General features: G+C 41.9%; 20 protein-coding genes. 3 read left to right on the forward strand and 17 right to left on the reverse strand.

Features of this window, described 5'->3' with window-relative positions:
* Positions 1 to 24 precede the first annotated feature (24 nt).
* Entirely contained in the window at positions 25 to 312 is a 288-nt protein-coding gene (locus EPX21_RS01300) for a hypothetical protein (RefSeq protein ID WP_134087875.1), read from the forward strand.
* Between the two features lie 72 nt (positions 313 to 384).
* On the opposite strand, the gene EPX21_RS01305 is transcribed toward EPX21_RS01300, so the two are convergent.
* The 12 genes from EPX21_RS01305 to EPX21_RS01355 all read right to left on the reverse strand — a co-directional run bounded on the left by EPX21_RS01305 (position 385) and on the right by EPX21_RS01355 (position 12,129).
* On the reverse strand, positions 385 to 876 hold the full coding sequence (locus EPX21_RS01305; protein ID WP_134087876.1) for a hypothetical protein: 492 nt from the start codon (positions 874 to 876) through the stop codon (positions 385 to 387).
* Between the two features lie 150 nt (positions 877 to 1,026).
* On the reverse strand, positions 1,027 to 1,722 hold the full coding sequence (locus tag EPX21_RS01310; protein WP_240768454.1) for a PRTRC system ThiF family protein: 696 nt from the start codon (positions 1,720 to 1,722) through the stop codon (positions 1,027 to 1,029).
* The gene (locus EPX21_RS23005) at positions 1,661 to 1,849 is read right to left on the reverse strand and encodes a hypothetical protein (protein WP_240768456.1); all 189 of its coding nucleotides are present in this window, start codon (positions 1,847 to 1,849) and stop codon (positions 1,661 to 1,663) included. Before EPX21_RS23005 ends, EPX21_RS01310 begins: the two co-directional genes overlap by 62 nt.
* A gap of 296 nt (positions 1,850 to 2,145) precedes the next feature.
* Positions 2,146 to 3,060: an AraC family transcriptional regulator gene (locus tag EPX21_RS01315; protein WP_134087877.1), complete on the reverse strand. Its 915-nt coding sequence runs from the start codon at positions 3,058 to 3,060 to the stop codon at positions 2,146 to 2,148.
* A gap of 106 nt (positions 3,061 to 3,166) precedes the next feature.
* The gene (locus EPX21_RS01320; RefSeq protein ID WP_134087878.1) at positions 3,167 to 4,147 is read right to left on the reverse strand and encodes an aldo/keto reductase; all 981 of its coding nucleotides are present in this window, start codon (positions 4,145 to 4,147) and stop codon (positions 3,167 to 3,169) included.
* Between the two features lie 249 nt (positions 4,148 to 4,396).
* On the reverse strand, positions 4,397 to 4,756 hold the full coding sequence (locus EPX21_RS01325; protein ID WP_134087879.1) for a helix-turn-helix domain-containing protein: 360 nt from the start codon (positions 4,754 to 4,756) through the stop codon (positions 4,397 to 4,399).
* Positions 4,757 to 4,786: 30 nt separating this feature from the next.
* Entirely contained in the window at positions 4,787 to 5,677 is an 891-nt protein-coding gene (locus EPX21_RS01330) for a site-specific integrase (RefSeq protein WP_134087880.1), read from the reverse strand.
* A gap of 366 nt (positions 5,678 to 6,043) precedes the next feature.
* Positions 6,044 to 7,018, reverse strand: coding sequence for a helix-turn-helix domain-containing protein (locus EPX21_RS01335; RefSeq protein ID WP_134087881.1), 975 nt, complete (start codon positions 7,016 to 7,018; stop codon positions 6,044 to 6,046).
* 265 nt (positions 7,019 to 7,283) lie between these two features.
* Positions 7,284 to 8,654: a tRNA uridine-5-carboxymethylaminomethyl(34) synthesis GTPase MnmE gene (gene mnmE, locus EPX21_RS01340; RefSeq protein ID WP_240768459.1), complete on the reverse strand. Its 1,371-nt coding sequence runs from the start codon at positions 8,652 to 8,654 to the stop codon at positions 7,284 to 7,286.
* 170 nt (positions 8,655 to 8,824) lie between these two features.
* Complete coding sequence (locus tag EPX21_RS01345; protein WP_134087883.1) at positions 8,825 to 9,340, reverse strand: YdeI/OmpD-associated family protein; 516 nt, start codon at positions 9,338 to 9,340, stop codon at positions 8,825 to 8,827.
* Positions 9,341 to 9,356: 16 nt separating this feature from the next.
* Complete coding sequence (locus EPX21_RS01350) at positions 9,357 to 10,718, reverse strand: efflux RND transporter periplasmic adaptor subunit (protein WP_134087884.1); 1,362 nt, start codon at positions 10,716 to 10,718, stop codon at positions 9,357 to 9,359.
* 40 nt (positions 10,719 to 10,758) lie between these two features.
* Entirely contained in the window at positions 10,759 to 12,129 is a 1,371-nt protein-coding gene (locus EPX21_RS01355) for a TolC family protein (protein ID WP_240768460.1), read from the reverse strand.
* A 79-nt stretch (positions 12,130 to 12,208) separates the two neighbouring features.
* On the opposite strand from EPX21_RS01355, the gene EPX21_RS01360 reads away from it, so the two are divergent.
* Positions 12,209 to 12,817: a polysaccharide deacetylase family protein gene (locus EPX21_RS01360; RefSeq protein WP_134087885.1), complete on the forward strand. Its 609-nt coding sequence runs from the start codon at positions 12,209 to 12,211 to the stop codon at positions 12,815 to 12,817.
* Positions 12,818 to 12,853: 36 nt separating this feature from the next.
* Here the strand turns inward: EPX21_RS01360 and EPX21_RS01365 are convergent, their stop codons facing one another.
* The 3 genes from EPX21_RS01365 to EPX21_RS01375 all read right to left on the reverse strand — a co-directional run bounded on the left by EPX21_RS01365 (position 12,854) and on the right by EPX21_RS01375 (position 17,055).
* Positions 12,854 to 13,666: a DUF4249 domain-containing protein gene (locus EPX21_RS01365; RefSeq protein ID WP_134087886.1), complete on the reverse strand. Its 813-nt coding sequence runs from the start codon at positions 13,664 to 13,666 to the stop codon at positions 12,854 to 12,856.
* A 10-nt stretch (positions 13,667 to 13,676) separates the two neighbouring features.
* Positions 13,677 to 15,995 (reverse strand): TonB-dependent receptor, encoded by a 2,319-nt coding sequence (locus tag EPX21_RS01370; protein WP_134087887.1) that lies wholly within the window; start codon positions 15,993 to 15,995, stop codon positions 13,677 to 13,679.
* A 91-nt stretch (positions 15,996 to 16,086) separates the two neighbouring features.
* On the reverse strand, positions 16,087 to 17,055 hold the full coding sequence (locus EPX21_RS01375) for a lipid A deacylase LpxR family protein (RefSeq protein ID WP_134087888.1): 969 nt from the start codon (positions 17,053 to 17,055) through the stop codon (positions 16,087 to 16,089).
* A 196-nt stretch (positions 17,056 to 17,251) separates the two neighbouring features.
* Between EPX21_RS01375 and EPX21_RS01380 the strand changes: the two genes are divergently transcribed.
* The gene (locus tag EPX21_RS01380; RefSeq protein WP_134087889.1) at positions 17,252 to 17,965 is read left to right on the forward strand and encodes a DUF1080 domain-containing protein; all 714 of its coding nucleotides are present in this window, start codon (positions 17,252 to 17,254) and stop codon (positions 17,963 to 17,965) included.
* 80 nt (positions 17,966 to 18,045) lie between these two features.
* Here EPX21_RS01380 and EPX21_RS01385 read toward each other — a convergent pair whose 3' ends face one another.
* Both EPX21_RS01385 and EPX21_RS01390 read right to left on the reverse strand, forming a co-directional pair.
* A complete protein-coding gene (locus EPX21_RS01385; RefSeq protein ID WP_166670650.1) occupies positions 18,046 to 18,507 on the reverse strand; it encodes an aromatic acid exporter family protein in 462 nt (153 codons plus the stop codon).
* Positions 18,508 to 18,567: 60 nt separating this feature from the next.
* On the reverse strand, positions 18,568 to 19,524 hold the full coding sequence (locus tag EPX21_RS01390) for a hypothetical protein (RefSeq protein WP_134087891.1): 957 nt from the start codon (positions 19,522 to 19,524) through the stop codon (positions 18,568 to 18,570).
* Between the last annotated feature and the right edge of the window lie 24 nt (positions 19,525 to 19,548).

Here is a 19,548-nt window from a genome sequence, read left to right on the forward strand (position 1 = left end):
GAAATAAAACAAAAAAAGTAAAACATGCTTACAACAACAGAATTGGGACGTGTATATGATACGTTGTTATGCATTCCCGGAATGAACGAAACGGTAAAGATAGACCTGCGGATCAGCAGGACGATGGTACTACTGCTCACGCAGGTCATCCAAAGAGGCATTTCTTTCAAAGAAGGAGAACAGGTACAGGGATTACTGGATACCGTAAACCCTGAAACGATCAGGGAGCTGGAAGAACTGTCGATAGATTGCCTCACAAAGGCCGGGCTAATGGAACTAAACGAAAAGCTCCAAAAATTACAGGTTAAATAGAAAAATCCCCGGACCACTTAGCGATCAATAAAGCGCCACCAAGAATTTCGGAATTAAGAAAGGAAGGCTGTATCATCCCGCCTTCCTTTTCCTGTAAGCGATACGGGCTTTGAGATCATCTGCTTGCTGCTGAAGCAGATCTCTCTGCTCTTTATAGCGTGCCAGTTTAGAAAGTCCCTTCTGATAAAACGGATCATACTCCTTTTCCCAGATCAACTCCGCCTCCCGTTCGGCCTCATATTCTGCAATCGCATTCTGCAATTTGGTCACCATCCGTTTTGCCGAGACCAACCTGTTAAGAAGCGGTTCCAGTTCCAGATCATCCCCACTTTTATTATCATAAAAACTAAGGGACATAAAGACTTCATTTTTCGGGTAACGGCACTGGAACCAGGCTGTCCTCCACCGCATCACCCATTTTTTTCGCTCATAGAGATCTCTCGGAAGATCGTATGTCTTCAGGTACTCTTTACCCTCATGGTAGTCGGTACTGCCATTTTCCCGCAGGGCATATTTAACAATACGTAATTTCACATACTTCTGAATCTTTATATCAAGTTTCATTTTTAGGAATTTTAGGTACAACATCATTTTAGGTTTCATCCGAACGGACAGACAACAGCGTGGGCAACATGCCCACACCGCTCTGGAACGGCTGGCATTTATCCATTGCATGGAAAAAATGCCAGCCGCCGGAAAATTTCCAGCGGTTTATCAGGCAGCCACTTTTAGCACATCCTTTGCCGTTACAGAACCGACCTTAATCGGCTGCATACGGAACGTCTCCAGGTTCATGAAGAATCCCCTGTTGGTCAGCATTCCCTTCCTGAACATCTGCCACAGAAGCGAAGCCCCGCCATCTGCCATTGCAGGATTAATAAACAGTTCCTGTTTTTCAAGGGCTTCGGCCAAGCTACAGCTTGGCATGGTGCTGTGTTTTTCGGAATATCGGAGCAGTTCCCCATATTCCTTCGTCACAAACGGCAATTCAGCTACCGTCTGAAACTTCGTCGATTTTGGCTGCTGTATCCTGCCGACCGTGGCGAGTACCACCTGATCGCCATTCCTGTCGTTGCCTAGGTCGAGCCAATAAAGAGGGCTATCCCGATACAGGTGCCTGCTTTCCATCTTTCCCAAGAGGCTAGCTATCAAAAAGCGGGCATCCACGTTATCCACGCAGGATATATAGATATTGGCAAAGGGCATGTTTTCTCCAAAAGGCCGGACGATCGCTTTCCAGTCCGTGCCGAAAAACCGATTGATACGGTTTACAAAGGCTATCGCTTTTGGGAGGCCGATCTCCGCCTCTGTAAAAAGCAAGCGTCCGCCGTTTGCCCGATCTATATGATCAGGGTCGATCACCCGCACATGCAGCCCTGCATGTCCCAATGCGATCAGGGCATAATTCATTTTTGCCAATGCCGTTAACATACAGCTTTCCCGTACCTCCTGCCCCGATCAGGTTTACCGTCACGGGATTGGTCGGATTAAGCAGATAAGGCTGCACAATATGCACCTCTCTTTTCTTTGTCTTCATCTCAATAAATTTTTTAATACCGTTCCCATTTTCACCAACCTGTCCAAAGGAAATTTCTTTTCCGTTCCGATCAATTTCTGCCAAATAGCGACCAGTTCTCCCTTAACAGGTTCACTTCCGTAGGGGAAGAATCTCGAACCACCTTATGGCTGATTTGAAGCCATTAGCGGGATAAAAGATTATTTAAACTAATTTGGGCGAATGCCATTTGGTGAGCGATTCGGTGAGTACACTCGCCTGACACCAAACCCTTGTTAGTTGCATTGGCTTTGAGTAAGTTGCTTTTCTGTCATCGTTTAATTAAACGACTGTCTGAACTCTAAAGGCGAAACATTTGTCTTTGTCTTGAAAAGTTTGCTGAACGATTGTGAATGTTCAAAGCCCAATTCATAAGCGATTTCCGAAACGGATAGATTTGTCGTTGATAATTTTTCTTTGGCTTTTTCTATTATTGCATTCTGGATGTACTGTTGTGTGTTTAGTCCTGTCAATGAACTCAACATATCACTCAAATAGCGTTGCGATAGCTTTAATTCTGTGCTGATATATTTTACGGATGGCAAACCGTTTTTCAGACTGTTTTCTTCTTCAAAGTAGTTGTTTAAAAGTTTATCCAAAAAAGTTACGATATCGTGATTGATTGCTTTCCTCGTAATAAATTGCCTATTGTAAAAACGATTGCTGTAATTCAATAACAATTCTATTTGCGACACCAAAACATCCTGGCTGAAACTGTCAATATTGTTGTGTAATTCATTGGCTATTGAGGCAAATAAATTGGCTATAATTTCCTTTTCTTTTACCGATAAAAATAAGGCTTCTGAAACATCGTAGGAGAAAAAGCCGTATTGATGTATTGTGTTTCCTAATGGATAATTTCGTATAAAGTCCGGATGGAAATACAAAGCAATACCTTCATAGCTTTCTATTTCTTCTGGTGCATAAACGATTTGTTTTGGCTTCAAAAATGCTAATCCGCCTTCCTCAAAATCGTAATATGCTTGCCCGTATTTTATTTGTCCTATGAATGTAGGCTTAAAGGAAATTTTGTAAAAATCGAAACTTGTTTTCTGCCCTCTTGGAAACATTTCAATCGAAACATTATTGTAATCAACCAATGCAACCAAAGGGTGTAATGGCGCAGGAAGTCCCAATACCCGCACAAGTTCCGATATACTTTTAATATGATTTATGTTAGATTGTCGTTGCATTTCTTTGTTACAAATGTAATAACTTTATTTGACGGACATATTCGGCTGCTATCTAAGGTTTGTGTGCAAGCTCATTATTTGTCTTGCACACAAACTTTTTATTGCTTTATGATCTATCTATTTGTCTTTCTAAAACTTCGGGATAGCGGTCACCCACAAGTGTAATTCCATTTACCGTTGTGTTGATCTTTGCAAGTTCATCAGCTGTTAGTACAATATTTGTACTGCCAATGTTTTCCTCTAAGCGATGCAATTTTGTAGTTCCTGGTATTGGTGCTATCCAAGGCTTTTGAGCTAAGATCCAAGCCAATGCTAATTGTCCAGTTGTAACATTTTTTTGATTAGCAATCTCAGAAAGTGCGTTCACTAGGACCAGATTGGCTTTTATGTTCTCTTCGCTGAAACGAGGAATGACATTTCTGCGGTCGACATCCGCTAATTTTGATTTTATTGTACCTGTGAGGAAGCCTTTGCCCAAAGGACTGAACGGAACGAAACCAATTCCTAACTCTTCTAATGTCGGTATAATCTCGTTTTCGGGTTCACGCCAAAACAAAGAGTATTCGCTTTGTAATGCTGTTACAAGTTGAATAGAATGTGCCTTGCGAATAGTTTTTGCACTTGCTTCCGATAAACCGAAGTATTTTACTTTCCCCTCTTGTATCAAGTCTTTTACTGTACCTGCAACATCTTCTATTGGAACATTGGGGTCAACTCTGTGCTGATAAAGCAGATCAATGTAATCTGTTTTTAATCTTTTTAAAGATCCTTCGACTACTGCCCTGATAGTGTCGGGTCTGCTGTCTAAATCTGTTGTTGGTCTAGCATCTTTACATCCAAATTTTGTTGCTATAACAACGTCTTTTCTATAAGGCTGTAACCCTTCGCCAACAAGTTCTTCATTGGTGTAAGGTCCGTAGGCTTCTGCGGTATCAAAAAATGTGATACCCCTTTCAACTGTTTTGCGCAGTAGCGTTATGGCATCTTTTTTATCAAGACCTTTGCCATCCAGAAAGTTTAAACCCATACAGCCAAAACCTAATGCGGAAACTTCTAATCCGCTATTCCCTAATTTTCTTTTTTGCATAATTCTTTTTTGATTGTTTCTAAAACTGAATAAATCTCAAGTACAAAATTCCTGATTGTCGTTCTCTAAAAAGTAGTTGAATTGGTAATTGTTGTAGTCGAATTTTCAAAAACGATTTTTAAACATTATGAATTAGTCCGCTACCTTTATCTAACGATAGTGTAATCAATAATTACTCTTTAACATGTAGTATATAGGTTACTGCATACTTCATTCCGGTATTCCCCCTCTAGAAACAGTTAAGATGAATTAGGTTAGATTTAGTTTTTGAGTCTTTATATATGCTTCTGCTTCCCGCTTAATTTCTTCATGGGTTTTTAATTTCCCAGAGGCAATATAGCTATAAAGCTCTTCCTTGTAAAAATAAAGGTTTTTCCCTTTCTTATAAGCAGGTAGCTGCCGCTTATAAACTTTATCATAAACGGTCCGAACCGCAATGTTCAGAAAATTTGCCGCCTGTTCCACATCCATAGATTCCGGAACATGGTCACTTTGATTCTGAATGGCTTTCACATGTTCAGAAAGACGGTCAATTTTTTTATGAAGCTCCTCTATAGCCTCTGGCAACTCCCTGAAAAAATATTCTACATCTATTTTATCCCTACTCATAACTATAACTAAATATATTTCCTGAAAGACCTACGCCGCTTTTTTGATTTCTAGTTTAGTGATATCCAACCGTACCCTTAATGCAGCATCCCGTTTTAATTTATCCACAATCTTAACATAGATCAGTGTAGTTTCCAATCGCCTATGTCCAAGCATTTTCGACACAACAAACACATCCGTTCCCGCTGCTAATTGAAGCGTGGCAAACGTGTGGCGGAAACAATGAAACGTAATATGCTTCTTAATACCAGCGGCCTTAACCCAGTTTCCAAGTGCATAATACACCCTACTATATGTTAAACTGGAAAACACCCGGGAATTCCAGTCTCCCGGATCTCCCAAAAGTGAAATAACCAGGTCAGAGACGGGCAGCATTTCGGCCGCTCTTGTCTTCTCCTGATGGAACTGGATATAATATTCCCCCTTCGAACCACGGATTTCGGACCACATCAGAGTTTCCACATCAGAATACCTTAATCCGGTAAGTGCCGATACCAAAGATGCTCTTCTGATATCATCTTCACAAGGCGTGTCCGCCAAAGCCTGTAATTCGTCCTGAAACAAAAACTCCCTATGGGTTTCCTGCGGGCTTATCGTCTCTATGAATTTGGCAATGTCCTCGTAGAGATATTTTTGCTTAAAAGCCTCTCCCAAAGTGAACTTAAATTTGATGAAGTAACTGACTGCAGTGTTTATCTTAATTGGTTTACCTTTTTTCCCCAATGCTGGCGCTGATCTGAGATAGTCTGCATATTCTTCACAGAACGTCTCATTTATCTGCCGGAACGAGATAAAGTCACCCGCGAATGCTTTGAAATACATAATCGCGCTCTCCCAGTTTACATAGGTAGACCCCTTTCTTTTGTTTTTGAGCTTTTCAAAGAAATCAATAAAATTATTGTCGAGTCTGGAATTAGGCACATAGGCATATCATTTGTTCTGCACGTTCAGCTGGGTATTGGCTGTGATATAGTTTGCCAGTTCCAACGTTTCCCTGTTATGGTTCCGTTCAAGATCTGACGATGGCCTTTTATATATAAAAAGTTCCAGAAACTGGTACCGGCTTACTTTACCGGAGACCGGATGTGTTACAGGGGGTATATGTCAAGGTATAGGGACATGCGTCCTTTACTGATCGGTTTCTTTCTTAAAGATACTTTCATAACTGCCTTTTCTCCTTGCTCGCCCTACACAACACAATAATAGAAAAATTATTATCGTATAAGGACCTTGGTTAATTTCTAATCTGCTTATGTTCTATTTCATTTCCTTTCCCGAGAAGTAATTTTAACACCGCTTATATAATGGTATTAAGGGATCGACCTCCCGTTTAAGTAAGAAGATATGCCCCTTTTTGCCCACTATCTTCTGAACTCCATGCCTGTCCAAAATCTGCCTGACATTACTTTGTGATCGACCTAATAATTTGGCCAGTGCTTCAACGGTATACTTTTTCTCTCTTTCATACTTCGGCAACTGTTCCAATGCCCATTGATCAATATCTCCTTTTGGGACGTAAACAAATCTTCCGATCCTTTCTTTACGTATGCCCCGGTTCAATATCCCATAATAGACGCCGCTTGATGCCATGTTCAGTATCTTCTCTGCCTCGGCAATCGTATAGCAATCCCCGGGATCAAGTGGCAGCAGATCCTCATTCTCTTTTTGCTCGGACTCTTTCGTTTGAAATCCGTCAAACAAACGGTCTATTTCGGCCTTCGGAACGATTATATTCTGTCCATCCTGCTCCTTCCGTATATTGTGTTCGCGAATCATCCTTGTCAGCACGGCCGGAGAAACGTTATATCTTAGCAAAACTTCCATAATGGTATAGCATTCGTTCCTTTTCAATGGCTTTGCAGCTTCCTTTTCCTGCTGAAGCTCCCAGGGTGAAATAATAACTTCAGGTTGGGAGAAAAGTGAATCGAGATCTTCCTTCCTGATCCTGGTAAGCCTTACTCCAAAATTCTCCGCATCAAGCCGTCCGCTACGGATCATTTTGTTGACCGTCTGCTTGGTAGTTCCCAAAAAAACGGCGACCTCGTTAACATTCAGTACCGGTTTTACTGCTATATCATCATACGGCTTTTTTTTGACCGCTTCTACCTCCTTTTTTATAACCTGTACTTTCTCTCCCCTTTTTATGGCCTTATAAGCCCGCCGGTTGCAGGTATGGCTGCAGAACCTGGTGACGGTGGTTCTTGCATCGAACTCTTTTCCGCAGTATTCGCAGATCCTTTTTATTACAATATTGGACGACATAACAACAGCTTTTGATCATCAATCACTTATACTCAATTAAGGGTGAATAAGATTTTATAAGGTTCATTTAGGTTATATAAGACAACTAATTTCCCCTCTTTTAAAATGCCATTGAACCTTCCGTTTTGAGTAACAAATGAGCAACAAATCTAACCGAAAAAGCTGCTAAAAAACAAGAGGCTGCCGTAAACAGAAAAACCCGTAACACTCGTTTACAGGCTTTTATAAGACTTTTTTTACGGATATTTAGGTTTGTTTTTGGATTTTATTTCCCGATGCAGAACTTACTGAATATATTATCTAACAGATCTTCAGTACTCACCTGTCCGGTAATTTCACCCAGATGATGTAAGGCTTGCCTGATGTCCATTGCGAGAAAGTCAGAAGTAACCGGATGATCAATTCCATATAGAACCTTTTCAAGTGATGTTTGCGTTTTAAGAAGCGCTTCAACGTGGCGAATGTTCGTCACCAATACATCGTCTACATTGATATTACGTAGGCTCACTTGATTTAAGAGCTCCTCTTTTAATTCTTCTACCCCTTCCCCGGTTTTTGCCGATATAAACACAGGGTTTAGTGCCTCATATTCGGCTACTGTATCTTCAGACAACAGGTCCTTTTTATTAACAACCAATACATAGGGTGTTTTCAAGAGCATAAGGTCGGCCACCTGTATAGAGACTTCTTCAAAAGAATCGCTTATCGGGTCTACCAAGTAGATTACAAGACGGGCCTTCTTCATCTTCTCACGGGTACGTTCTACTCCTTTTGCTTCAATAATATCTTCTGTATCCCGTATTCCGGCGGTATCGATAAAACGAAAACTGATTCCCTTAATGATCATTTCGTCCTCAATGGTATCGCGCGTCGTCCCGGCAATATCCGATACGATAGCGCGTTCTTCGTTTAGCAGCGCATTTAAGAGCGTTGATTTACCAACATTAGGCTTGCCCGCAATTACAACAGGCACGCCATTCTTTAATACATTTCCTTGCTCAAAAGATAATATTAAACGATGTACCACCTGAATAATCTGAAGAATAAGATCTTTCAGCTGATCGCGATTGGCAAACTCTACATCCTCTTCAGAGAAATCGAGTTCCAACTCAATCATGGAAGCAAAATGGATAAGCTGTTCGCGCAATTGCTTCAATTCGTTGGAGAATCCACCCCGCATTTGTTGCATGGCGACCTGATGCGACGAAGCAGAGTTTGACGCAATCAAATCGGCCACTGCTTCTGCCTGCGATAAATCGAGTCCCCCATGTAAAAAAGCTCTAAGAGTAAATTCACCAGGTTTTGCGGCTCTGGCACCTTTTCTAATAAAAAGCTTAATAACACTTTCAATAATGTACTTTGACCCATGCGTAGAGACCTCTACTACATTTTCTCTTGTATAAGAATGAGGGGCTATAAAAAGAGAAACCAAAACCTCATCTAAGATCTTGCCCTCTTCGTTCCGAATTGTTCCAAAATGAATAGTATGACTGGCCTGTTTGGTCAGATCCTTCCCTTTAAACACTGAATTCACTATATCCAGTGCCTTCGGTCCGGACAACCGAATAACGGCAATTGCACCGCTTCCGGATGGTGTTGCCAGCGCAACAATCGTATCAGCATTTTCTGCTTCCATGCTTATTATCGACATACGCAAAGATACTATTTGTCAGCAGATAATTTTCGGATATAAGGGTATTTTATCGCTCGCCTTAATAGTCCTCAAAATATAGGCCATTATTTAACCGCACTATTGTTCAAACCGGCAGAGCTGGAGTAATGTTCAACTTGAGGTGTAAGACCACGCTAGCTATTCCGCCTTGCTCTATCCATACGAATCATGGCGCCGAAATCTAATTGCTTTTCCATGGCTTCTACCGTTAAAGCGATTCTTTTAGTACGCGTTATCTCGGTCTTAGCTTCGTTGATCCACTTAATAAAATAATGTTGATGTGATTTAGCTAGCGACAAAAACTGGTTGATCCAAGTTTCGTCTTCGCAAAGACATGATTCCAGATCGGTGGGTATTTCGATTTTGAAGTCGATATCCTCTTCCAACTCCAATTGGACAACATCGCCTTCTTCTTTGCCGATTTTTTTTCGCAGTGAGGCCTTTAACGCTAAGATAAAATGCCCCTCACCCATTGGCGTAAGGGCTAGTCCTACCACGCTTTCCTGATCGATTTTACCTCGAACACGAAAGCTTCTCCGGTAACCGGCCTTCAGCTGTTGTGCAAGCTCTCGTGAAATCTCAATATAAGACCAGCCGCTTTTCTCGCCGTTGCTATCGAATTTTAATATCTGGGCCTGAAAGCTAAGCATGGCCGATCAACAACATTTAGTTTCCCGTATTTTTTGAACTCTTCTCCACCAGATCGCCATCTTTCAGCGTTTTGCTGATCGCGTTAAAAGGACGTACCACCACTTCCTGCCCTTCTTCCAGTCCTGTTAAAACACGGATGTATGCGTCATCCTGTATACCCGTAGTTACTTCCACTTGTTTCACTTTGGTGGCGGCAGCGTCATAAACAAACACATACTCTTTTACGTTCGACTTAATGCCCTCTTCCTTTTTTATGTCGTTGGCGGTACTATCTTTTTCGCCCGCCGCGTCTTCACGCGTTGTCACCGCTTGAATAGGCACAGCTAAGCCGGTCTCTTTTTCAGTAAGAATGTCGACCGTCGCAGACAAGCCTGGTCTAAAAGGAGAGGGATTGGGTCGATCCGGCTTTACAAGATCCGCATATGATTCTGGTAAAATCCGCACCTTCACTGTAAAATTTGTAACTTGATCGGTATTAGAAGAGCTCGTAGTGGCGGACGTTCCTGCAGCATTGGCAGAAGACGAGCTGGCAATTTCAGTAACAATGCCTTTAAATTTTCTTCCTCTAAATGCGTCGATTTCAATCGATGCCCCATTGTTTAAGGAGACTCGGTTAATGTCGCTCTCATTGACATCTACGTTTACCTCCATGGAACTCATATTAGCAATTCGCATGATCTCTGTACCGGCCATTTGCGCCGTTCCCACTACACGCTCGCCCTCTTCCGCTCCCAACCAAGAGATAACACCATCAACAGGAGCATAAATCGTCGTTCTAGCTAAATTGTCGCCCGCTTCTTTTACCGCCGCTTGCGATTGATCAATTCCGTAACGGGAACCAATTACATTCTGCCGTTGTGCTTCCACACTAGCCAGGGCGCTTTCATAATCCGTACGCGCTTTATCAAATTCAGCAGCGGAGATTACTTTTCGTTCAAACAATTGTTGCGTACGTTTAAAGGTTGCTTCCATAATACTCAAAGAAGCTTCAGACTGCTTCAGTTGCTGTTCGGCCGATGCAAGTGCTGCACGTTGTGCGTTCAAAGATGCGACTGCTCTATCAAAGCCAGATTGTAAAATGTCCGGCTTGATACGGCAAAGCACCTGCCCTTTCTTCACCACATCGCCTTCTTTGATATTCAGTTCAACAATCTCGCCGGAAACTTCGGAACTTAATTTCACTTCCTTCTCGGGCTGTACCTTCCCGCTTGCCGACACTGTTTCTTGAACAGTGCGCTTTTCAACCTTTTCTGTCACAATTTGCTCCTTCTTTGGCCCACCGATCCAACCCATCTTACTCGCTATGATAACTAAGATAAGCAAAACAACGGCACCAATAACTATATATTTCAGTGTACCTTTTTTCTTCTTCGCCATGGTTTATTTTGATGTAATGTTATGTAAATATGTTCGTCTACTAATCGGTAAAAGTGATAGGCCTGCCTAAATAAAAGTCGATAACCTTGCTCCTGAAAATGAAATCATACTTAGCTTGAATGAAGTCAAACTCTGCTTTGTTTTTAGCAGTCTGTTGGGTTGATAATTCCACTGCGTTGGCCAAGCCTACATCATAGCGTTGCTGCAATACTTCAAAAGCGTCGGAAGCTGATTTGAAATTCTCTTGTGTAGAATAATACCTCTTCTCGGCTGTTCTTAAATCGAGTACCGCTTGATTCACCACCTTGTTCAGGTTATTCTTTGCCAAACGCTCATCATTTAAAGCGCTTTCATACGAAATCTTGGCTTTTTTGAATGATATATTACGCTGGTAGTTATCAAAAATCGGAATACTCAACTGTGCGAATACATTGGTGTTTTTATTCTGATCAAGTTGCCTACCGAAACTTATCGGCATTCTCGTCTGCAAATCAACAGCTTGAGAAGAATAGTTCGTCCCGTAACCAGCTCCAATAGATAACACCGGATAAAAACCACCTTTGGCAATATCAATATTTTTCTTCGCCACCAATGTATTGTATTCAGCTACTTTAATATCAGGATAACGCGCTACGGCCTCCTTATAAATATCCTGCGCGGCATAGCTTGAAACCAATTTTGCTACGTCGGGTAAAGGGGGTTTTTCCAGCGTAATTTCATTGATGGGATCCATCTCCATCAACTGCTTTAAATCTAAAACAGATAAATCATAAGCATTCTGTGCCGTGGTTAGATTTAATTCATCGGTTGCCAACTGACTCTTTGCTTGCGACAGATCGGCCAAGGTATTATTCCCTACTTCATAATTGTACTTTTGTGCTTCCAACTGTTCGGTTGAAAGTGCAACCTGCTGCTCAGCAGCAATAGCCATATCCTTATTACTCAAAGCTTCCAAATACTTGGTTACAACCGATAACACGAGATCGTTTTTTACCTTGTCAACGTTACTCTCATTGGAAAACAATTGTAACTTATTCGCTTTTATCTGATTGACCTTCTGGAAACCGCCGAAGAGAACCAAACTACCCGTCAAACTAGCTCCGGCAGAAGTAATGGATGTATTAATCAGCTGTCCAGATGTTTGGTCGAACGTTAAGCCCCAGTTTTTTGCGCCTTGTATAGTGCTGCCCACAGAAGGAAACAGCGCCATCTTCGCCTGTAGAACATCCGCTTCACTTAAAGAGCTTTGAAAGTTAGCTTGTTTTACTTGTAAATTATTGCGTAACGCCTGATCTAAAGCTTCTCGTATCGTGATGGTTTGCTGCGCGCTTGCGGCAAGGGAAATGGCACAGGCGAATAGCACTAAACTGCCATATTTAAAATATTTCATCGCGGGTTTACGTTGTATCATCTAGTAAATTTTATCTCAATTGCTATTAATGTATTTAATTGTTTTACCTTCGTTCTTATAAATTAGTACGCCGTAAATAATGAATATTGTTAAATCGCCTTTATGGTTACGCCTACTACTCCCTAAAGTCACTTGGAATCGGAGCCGAAAAGAAAAGCACATTTATTTAACCTTTGACGACGGACCGGTACCTGATGTTACACCACAGGTCTTAAATATCTTAAAAAAGTACAAGGTCCAAGCAACCTTCTTTTGCGTCGGCGAAAATATCGTAAAGCATCCGGAGATTTTTGAGCAAGTAAAACAATCGGGCCATCAAGTGGGCAACCACACCTTCAATCATATGAAGGGTTGGCAGACGCCGCTTAATCATTACCTCGAAAATGTAGAAAAATGCCAAAGACTCACGCAAACGGACCTTTTTAGACCCCCCTATGGCAAATGTACCTTATCACAATTCAAGCAGTTACGAAAAAAATATGAAATCATTATGTGGGACGTTATTACCTACGACTTCGACAACAAGCTTAGCCCTGAAGCTTGTTATCAAAATGCCGTCCGGCACGTCAGCAACGGCTCCATCGTTGTTTTTCATGACAACATAAAAGCTGTGCCGCGCTTAATGCATGCTCTCCCTAAAGCAATCGAGTATTGGCTTAACGAAGGTTATGAGTTTAAGCTCCTGTAATCGCTAATCCGTTAAGCAGCTGATTAGTGCCCCCCTCTACTCGACGGTCGTTGATGCACGGGTTATGCTATGCGCACTGAAGTATCCCAACGCCCCATTGCTAAAGTTCGAAATCGGATTGGCAGGTGCCGCGGAACCGGGATTGTTCGACTGTATCCCATTAAAATAGGTATAGACCGCTTGATCAATGCAGTGTTGTTCAACCTCCACATAATCGCCCGTCGCTAAATCCAAATCCTCGTGATATAAATTCCTTTGTACCCTTCTTCCATCATTAAATTTGTCGTTGTACGCAAAAACCAAATTAGACGGCTTTCCGTTTACCGTAATCAAGTACCTATAATAGTTCGGTTCCCCTGGAGGATCTTGATATACAATGCCGACATTCTTTTCGTCTTCGTCAAAAAAGCTTTCAGTGACTGTACCGATCGAATCTATAGCTATCGGAGCAGGCATGGTAGAAGAAGCTTGATACTGTTCGTTTTCAAATTCGACGGTCAGCTTATAAGTCCGCCCGGGATATGCCTGGTAGTTGTTTATCCGATATTGACCGGGGCTCACCTCGGCGAACGTCCGCTCGGCGGCTTCCCCCTCTTCCTGGATGCTCACTCGAGCACCCGATTGGGGGTTGCTCGTGCTGCTAGACGAGAATGGAACAGTTTTAGAAATTAGCACGTAATGGGTTGTTTCTGAATTGGAAACATTTGCTTCTATTACCAACATTTGATCGGCCTCTTTCAGTTCAATATCGATAACTTCTTCACATGCCACTAATCCAAGCAAAACACAGAAGATAAAGGCACTACACACATTAAATCTTTTCTTAAACATAGAGCTTTCGCGTTTCATTCGATTATGTTTAAAATTTAAAATTCCAGGTCACAGAAGGTATAATACCAAATAGGGCAACTTTATACGCCTCCGTAACATTAGGATCATTCTCATTTTCCCTAAAATCAATTATATAGGCATTTTTTCGATTATAGGCGTTATAAATGCCAAAAGTCCAGCTCGACTTAAGCCGCTTTCCAGGCTTCGATTCTAAGGTCGCTCCTAAATCCAATCGATGATAATCCGGCATGCGGTAGCCGTTCCGCTCGGTGTAATACCAGGTAGATTTACCGCCAATGCTGTACTTCCCGCTTGGAAAGGTAACTGCGTTACCGGTATAATACACAAAGGTACCCGAAAAGCTCCAGCGATCAGAAAACTTGTACATGCCCACGATTGCTACATTATGGATCCGGTCTTGTCTCGCGGCAAACCAATCGCCATCGTTGATTTCGTCAAACCTTCTTTTACTTCTGGACAACGTATAGCTGACCCAGCCATTCAGTCTTCCAGACCTTTTCTTCATCAAAAGCTCCAGTCCGTAAGATTTTCCAACGCCATATACCAACTCTGCCTCCACATGTTCATTTGCTTGCAAGTCGGCAGCGTTTTTATAATCGATCTGATTTTGCATATCCTTATAATAAACTTCGGCCGAAAATTCATATTGATCGTTGTCAAAATTCCTGTAATAACCCACCGCTCCTTGGTCGGCTATCTGCGGTTTTATATTGTTGCTACTCAACACCCAGGCATCGGTCGGTAAGGAAGAGGTCGTATTGGTCAGTTGATGTAAGTTTTGGGTATTACGATTATATGAAGCCTTTAAACTACTGTTTTTATTTAACATATAATTAGCAGAGAATCTTGGTTCAGGGTTTATATAACTCTTAACCAGTTTACCGCCCCCATAAATTTCGGTCTGTAAGATATCACCGTCGGCATCGTAGGTGTGAAATTCGCCCGGCCCTGTCAACAAAAAGGAATTCAGTCGCAAACCGTATATAAAACTAAGTCGATCTGTTGGTTTCCATTCGTGTGAAACGTAGGCCGCCAGCTCATACCCTTGTCTATTTTCTATTCTCAGCGAATTGATATCCGATTCTTCCGATGCATCAATACCTGCAGGCGAAATCTCTTGCCGCATCAGGTTCAGTCCGAAACGTACATTACTCTTATTGCTTGAGAAATAGTGAAAATCCTGTTTCAAATTTAAATTTTGTATACGCGAATTGACCTGTAAATCGTTATTATCTGTATACACGCCTACATTATAAGTGAAATCGCTGTAAATTAAGGATGTGTTAGAAAAAAGCCTGCTACTAAAAACGTGATTCCACCGCAAGGTTCCGGTAGCATTCCCCCAATCAAAGTCGAAATCGTTCGCATAGCCCAATACGTCTTTTCCGAAATAGCCCGACAGGTAGAGCGTATTATTGTTATTTAGCTGATAATTAGCTTTCAAATTCAAGTCATAAAAGTAAAGGACACTGCTGTTGACCGAACTGTCGGAAGAAAGTTTCAAAAACAAGTCGGCATAGGTACGCCTACCACTTAACATAAAAGATCCCTTGTCCTTTTTGATTGGCCCCTCCACCTTCAGCCGAGAGGCAATGAGGCCAATGCCGCCGTCCATTCCGAAGTCCTGGTTATTGCCGTCCAACATGTTAACATCAAGCACTGAAGCCAAACGGCCGCCATACTGCGCCGGCATGCCTCCTTTATACAGATTGACATCCTTTATTGCATCTGAATTAAAGGTAGAGAAAAAACCCAGCAAATGCGAAGCATTATACACCATCGCTTCATCTAACAAAATGAGGTTCTGGTCGGTTGTTCCACCGCGTACAAAAAAGCCACTATTTCCCTCTCCGGCACTCATTACACCGGGCAATAATTGGATGGTCTTTAGCACGTCCCGCTCTCCGAAAAGTACAGGCACATTGTTAATTTCCTTGACGCTTATTTTATTGACACCCATCTGCGGACTTTCTATTTGCTCTCGGTTCGATACCGCACTGATTTCTACCGCGTCCAGTTGATTGGCCGGTTCTAACGAAAAGTCCATCCGAAGATCCTGACTTAAATCTACCTGCTTCTCTTGTGTAGCGTAGCCTACCGATGATACCTGAATCGTGTAAGTTCCTTTCGATAAGCTGAGTGAATAAAACCCATAGGAATTTGCGCTGACGCCCAACGAAGCATTTTCTTTGACTTTAATGCTGGCGCCAATCAGCGTTTCGCCGTTGGAGGCATCTCTGACAGTTCCATTAAGGGTGATTTGTTGTGCAAAGGAAAGAGAAAGGAAGTAAAAAGAAATAAAAACTGATAATACGAAAGGTTTCAAAGCCTCGGAATTTTAAACATGAATTTATATTGCCCGTTCATTTTTCTAGTAGACGGAAGAAAGCGCTAAATGTTACAAACGAATTACAATTCTAAAAAGCGTAGCCCAACGATATAGACCCGAATTGGTGAGCGGTAGCCGAACTCTTTACTTCTTTCGTATTAAATTGAAGATGTGCGTCAACCGTAATGCGCTTATGTGCGTAGTTAAACCCCACAACCTGACTAAGCATCCACGGCTTTATCCCAAAAGTAACCAGCCCCCTTTCATCCAACAACATCCCGCCTTGTATGCTGGCATCGTATAATCGGTAAAACAACATAGGCCGATAATAGAAATACCGTTCTTTTTTTACCGTATTTCCACTTTGGTATAACCTACTTCCGGTATAGGAAGACTCGTACAAAGCGTTCAACTTCCCAAGTCTCAAAACAGGCCCCGCTCCCACGAAAGATTGGTTCAAACCCAACGAGAGCTTCGTATTAAATTGCAGATCCAACTTCCCTGAAGTGCTTCTCAAAATCAACCGATTGTAATCCGCTCTTAGATCTACGGTGAAGTTACCGCGCAACTGATAATCCCAACCACTGATTTCATAAAACCCAAACAAATTATGAAACCCCTCTTGTAACTGCTGGCCAAAAGCGCCCTTCCCATACAGCCCTGTCACAAGGCCAGCACGTAATTGCGATTCGTTTTGATAGAACCAGCTATGACTTGCCTGTAAGTACAGATAGGCCGTAAATGGTCTATCCATCAATTCGATCTCACTGAATCCGTTATAGGCATTGTATAATTTGTGACCGGCTGCCACTTCCCAAATTCTCTTTTTTGATGCCGTCGCGGAGCGGTCTTTATTTACCAGCCACCGGTAGCTAAATGATATTCCGTTGGTATAGTATTGATCTTGATTGATAAACAAATAGGCATCATTATCACTATGAATGGCCAATTCATGTAACAATTCTGTTTGCGCACGCCCCCTATACGTGACTAAACATAAAAAAACACACCATCCCAACCAAAGGACTCGTGTATAGCTGATTGTCTGCGAGCTCATGAAGAAGCGCCAAACTTAGACAAATTGAAAGTATTAGTCAAGGTGATTGAAACAAAGTTGTTAATGAATTCTTAAATATGACAAAACGGCTTCAATTTACAGCAGATTTTATATATCTTGCGCAAAAACGTTTTAATAGTTAACCACTGTAAACGAATCAGAACTAAAGAACACAAACAACATTAACGACAAACAGATGAAGAAGATTTCACTAAGTATCTGTGCCTGTTTATTTTTGGCTACAGCTACCTTTGCTCAAAAACCAAACAGCTTGACGTCAAAGGAAAAGAAAGATGGTTGGGTCTTATTATTTGATGGCAAATCTACAAAAGGATGGCATACCTATCACAAAGACCAAGCCGGAGCAGCTTGGTCTGTTAAAGACGAAGCCTTAGTTTTCGATCCCACGGTTGATAAGGCCGAAAAAGGAGATTTAGTGACCGATGCCGAGTATGAGAACTACGATTTGACCTTGGAATGGAAAATAAGCGACGGAGGAAATAGCGGGGTCATTTTTGGCATTCACGAAGACCCTAAGTATGGAGCAACTTATCAAACAGGTATTGAAATGCAGGTATTGGATAATATTAATGCCGGCGATCGATTTATCCCTAATCACTTAGCAGGCTCATTGTATGACCTCATTGGTGGCCCAGATGTTTCTAAACCGAAACCCGTAGGAGAATGGAACCTTGCGCGTATCCTATACAATAACGGGGAAATCACCTTGTGGCTCAATGGTGTGCAAACCGCACATGTTAAAAAAGGCTCTGAAGAATGGAACCAGCTGATCGCAAAAAGTAAATTCCATGATTGGGAAGGTTTTGCCAAATATCCAAAAGGAAAGATTGCCTTACAAGATCACGGCAACGTCGTCTCTTTTAGGAACATCAAAATCAAACAGTTGTAATAAGCTTATGGCCACCTTACCTGATTGTGTTCGGTGGCCGTTTATTTCCCCCCTAACGCTTTCGTCGCGGAGCCTTTTAATTACCTTTTAACCAGCCGCCGCAATCTATAATAAATTTTAGCCCATGCCACTTTGGTAAAAATCAAGGTAATGCAAAGGGCAACGAAACAGCCGACTAATACGCAACCGCCCCGTTCCAGCGCCACCATCCAATCCTTATGCTGGTTTTCCTGCACCAATACTATAATAACAGCTGCCAAAGCTGGTCTGATGGTATTCTCCAACCACAAAACCATCCCCAGAAAAATGGTGATGATTACGCCCAAACAAAATAAGAAAACACCTTCCACGGGCACGAAATAAACCAGTAAACCCACCCCCGATCCTAGGAAATTTGCTTTAATTCGATCAAATGCTAAACTTTGATCGTTATCCGGAGTAAATACCAAAACAGCAGAAATGATGCTCCAATAAAATGGATAGGAAGGAAAAGAGGCGTAAAAAGCGTAACACACCAAAACGCCTAATACGCATTTGACCATATATAGCAGATCAGACGAGGAAAAAGAAAATCTAAAATACGGCATGTGCAGACAATCGTATTATTCGATACCTCTAACCCTTAGCATAATTAAGCTCGTATGAGGTATTCCCAAGGTGGTGCCTGGCTTAATCGTTAAAAGGTTTTTAAGATATACGTCAATGATACCATTTAAGACCCGCTTTCGCGATTCCACAAATTCATCGCTGGTCACAAATTTGGCCAAATGCACGTCGCCCTTGCCATCTACCAATACAGAAAATGGGTAATAAAAGTTTTTATAAGCTTTATTAATGACGATATCGTACTCCGGATATAAGTATTCATAAGCAGCACTTTGATTCAGTCTTTCAGTTTCACTAAATATTCGTCTCTTAACCGTTATATTGGGATTTTTCGGAATGAACTGCACCGGGTTTCGCGCCGCAAAAGCACTATCAATAATAGTCGGATTGGCGTTTGCTATAGCAGACCGCCACCGGATAAAGGCCGTATCATTTGACCGTGGCTTTCTTAACTCCTGGACGGTAGTTTTCAGACTATCGCGGATAAAACGCTCCGAATAAAGTTTCATATACACATTCGACCTGGCCTCCTTAACATGCTTACTGACCACCGTTAAGCGTTGTAACATAAGGCTATCTTTAGCGATGCTGCGGACGCGAAACCATTCCCTACCGAAATGAAAAATAGAATCCTGATCGTAGTAAATGGAATAATGTAACATCGCATTGCTGTCGGGACTAAAAATCTTAACCGAGTCGTTGCTGATAAAGTTCAGGTGCCATACCGGTTCCTGTTCAAATCCCAGTGTGTCAAAAGCCAAACCATTATCAAATGCTCTCCGAACTTCAAAAAAGTCCGTTCCTGCGATCGGTGTAAAAGAAGGTCGATTGCCCGCTAACTTTTCTTCTTCGTCCCCTTGCTCTTTTGGTGCAGGAGACGAACAGGAATACCATTGGAAAAGAGCTAAAAAACAAAAGAAAACAGCAAAGTACCTAGAAAGTCTTAATAACATAGCGAGCGGAAAATACATATTATA

The organism is Olivibacter sp. XZL3, assembly GCF_004368405.1.
Lineage (GTDB): Bacteria > Bacteroidota > Bacteroidia > Sphingobacteriales > Sphingobacteriaceae > Olivibacter.

Coding starts and splice junctions, on each gene's coding strand:
- EPX21_RS01300 (WP_134087875.1), top strand. CDS start 25: ATGCTTACAACAACAGAATTGGGACGTGTATATGATACGTTGTTATGC.
- EPX21_RS01305 (WP_134087876.1), bottom strand. CDS start 876: ATGAAACTTGATATAAAGATTCAGAAGTATGTGAAATTACGTATTGTT.
- EPX21_RS01310 (WP_240768454.1), bottom strand. CDS start 1,722: ATGAATTATGCCCTGATCGCATTGGGACATGCAGGGCTGCATGTGCGG.
- EPX21_RS23005 (WP_240768456.1), bottom strand. CDS start 1,849: ATGAAGACAAAGAAAAGAGAGGTGCATATTGTGCAGCCTTATCTGCTT.
- EPX21_RS01315 (WP_134087877.1), bottom strand. CDS start 3,060: ATGCAACGACAATCTAACATAAATCATATTAAAAGTATATCGGAACTT.
- EPX21_RS01320 (WP_134087878.1), bottom strand. CDS start 4,147: ATGCAAAAAAGAAAATTAGGGAATAGCGGATTAGAAGTTTCCGCATTA.
- EPX21_RS01325 (WP_134087879.1), bottom strand. CDS start 4,756: ATGAGTAGGGATAAAATAGATGTAGAATATTTTTTCAGGGAGTTGCCA.
- EPX21_RS01335 (WP_134087881.1), bottom strand. CDS start 7,018: ATGTCGTCCAATATTGTAATAAAAAGGATCTGCGAATACTGCGGAAAA.
- mnmE (WP_240768459.1), bottom strand. CDS start 8,654: ATGGAAGCAGAAAATGCTGATACGATTGTTGCGCTGGCAACACCATCC.
- EPX21_RS01345 (WP_134087883.1), bottom strand. CDS start 9,340: ATGCTTAGCTTTCAGGCCCAGATATTAAAATTCGATAGCAACGGCGAG.
- EPX21_RS01350 (WP_134087884.1), bottom strand. CDS start 10,718: ATGGCGAAGAAGAAAAAAGGTACACTGAAATATATAGTTATTGGTGCC.
- EPX21_RS01355 (WP_240768460.1), bottom strand. CDS start 12,129: ATGATACAACGTAAACCCGCGATGAAATATTTTAAATATGGCAGTTTA.
- EPX21_RS01360 (WP_134087885.1), top strand. CDS start 12,209: ATGAATATTGTTAAATCGCCTTTATGGTTACGCCTACTACTCCCTAAA.
- EPX21_RS01365 (WP_134087886.1), bottom strand. CDS start 13,666: ATGAAACGCGAAAGCTCTATGTTTAAGAAAAGATTTAATGTGTGTAGT.
- EPX21_RS01375 (WP_134087888.1), bottom strand. CDS start 17,055: ATGAGCTCGCAGACAATCAGCTATACACGAGTCCTTTGGTTGGGATGG.
- EPX21_RS01380 (WP_134087889.1), top strand. CDS start 17,252: ATGAAGAAGATTTCACTAAGTATCTGTGCCTGTTTATTTTTGGCTACA.
- EPX21_RS01385 (WP_166670650.1), bottom strand. CDS start 18,507: ATGGTCAAATGCGTATTAGGCGTTTTGGTGTGTTACGCTTTTTACGCC.
- EPX21_RS01390 (WP_134087891.1), bottom strand. CDS start 19,524: ATGTTATTAAGACTTTCTAGGTACTTTGCTGTTTTCTTTTGTTTTTTA.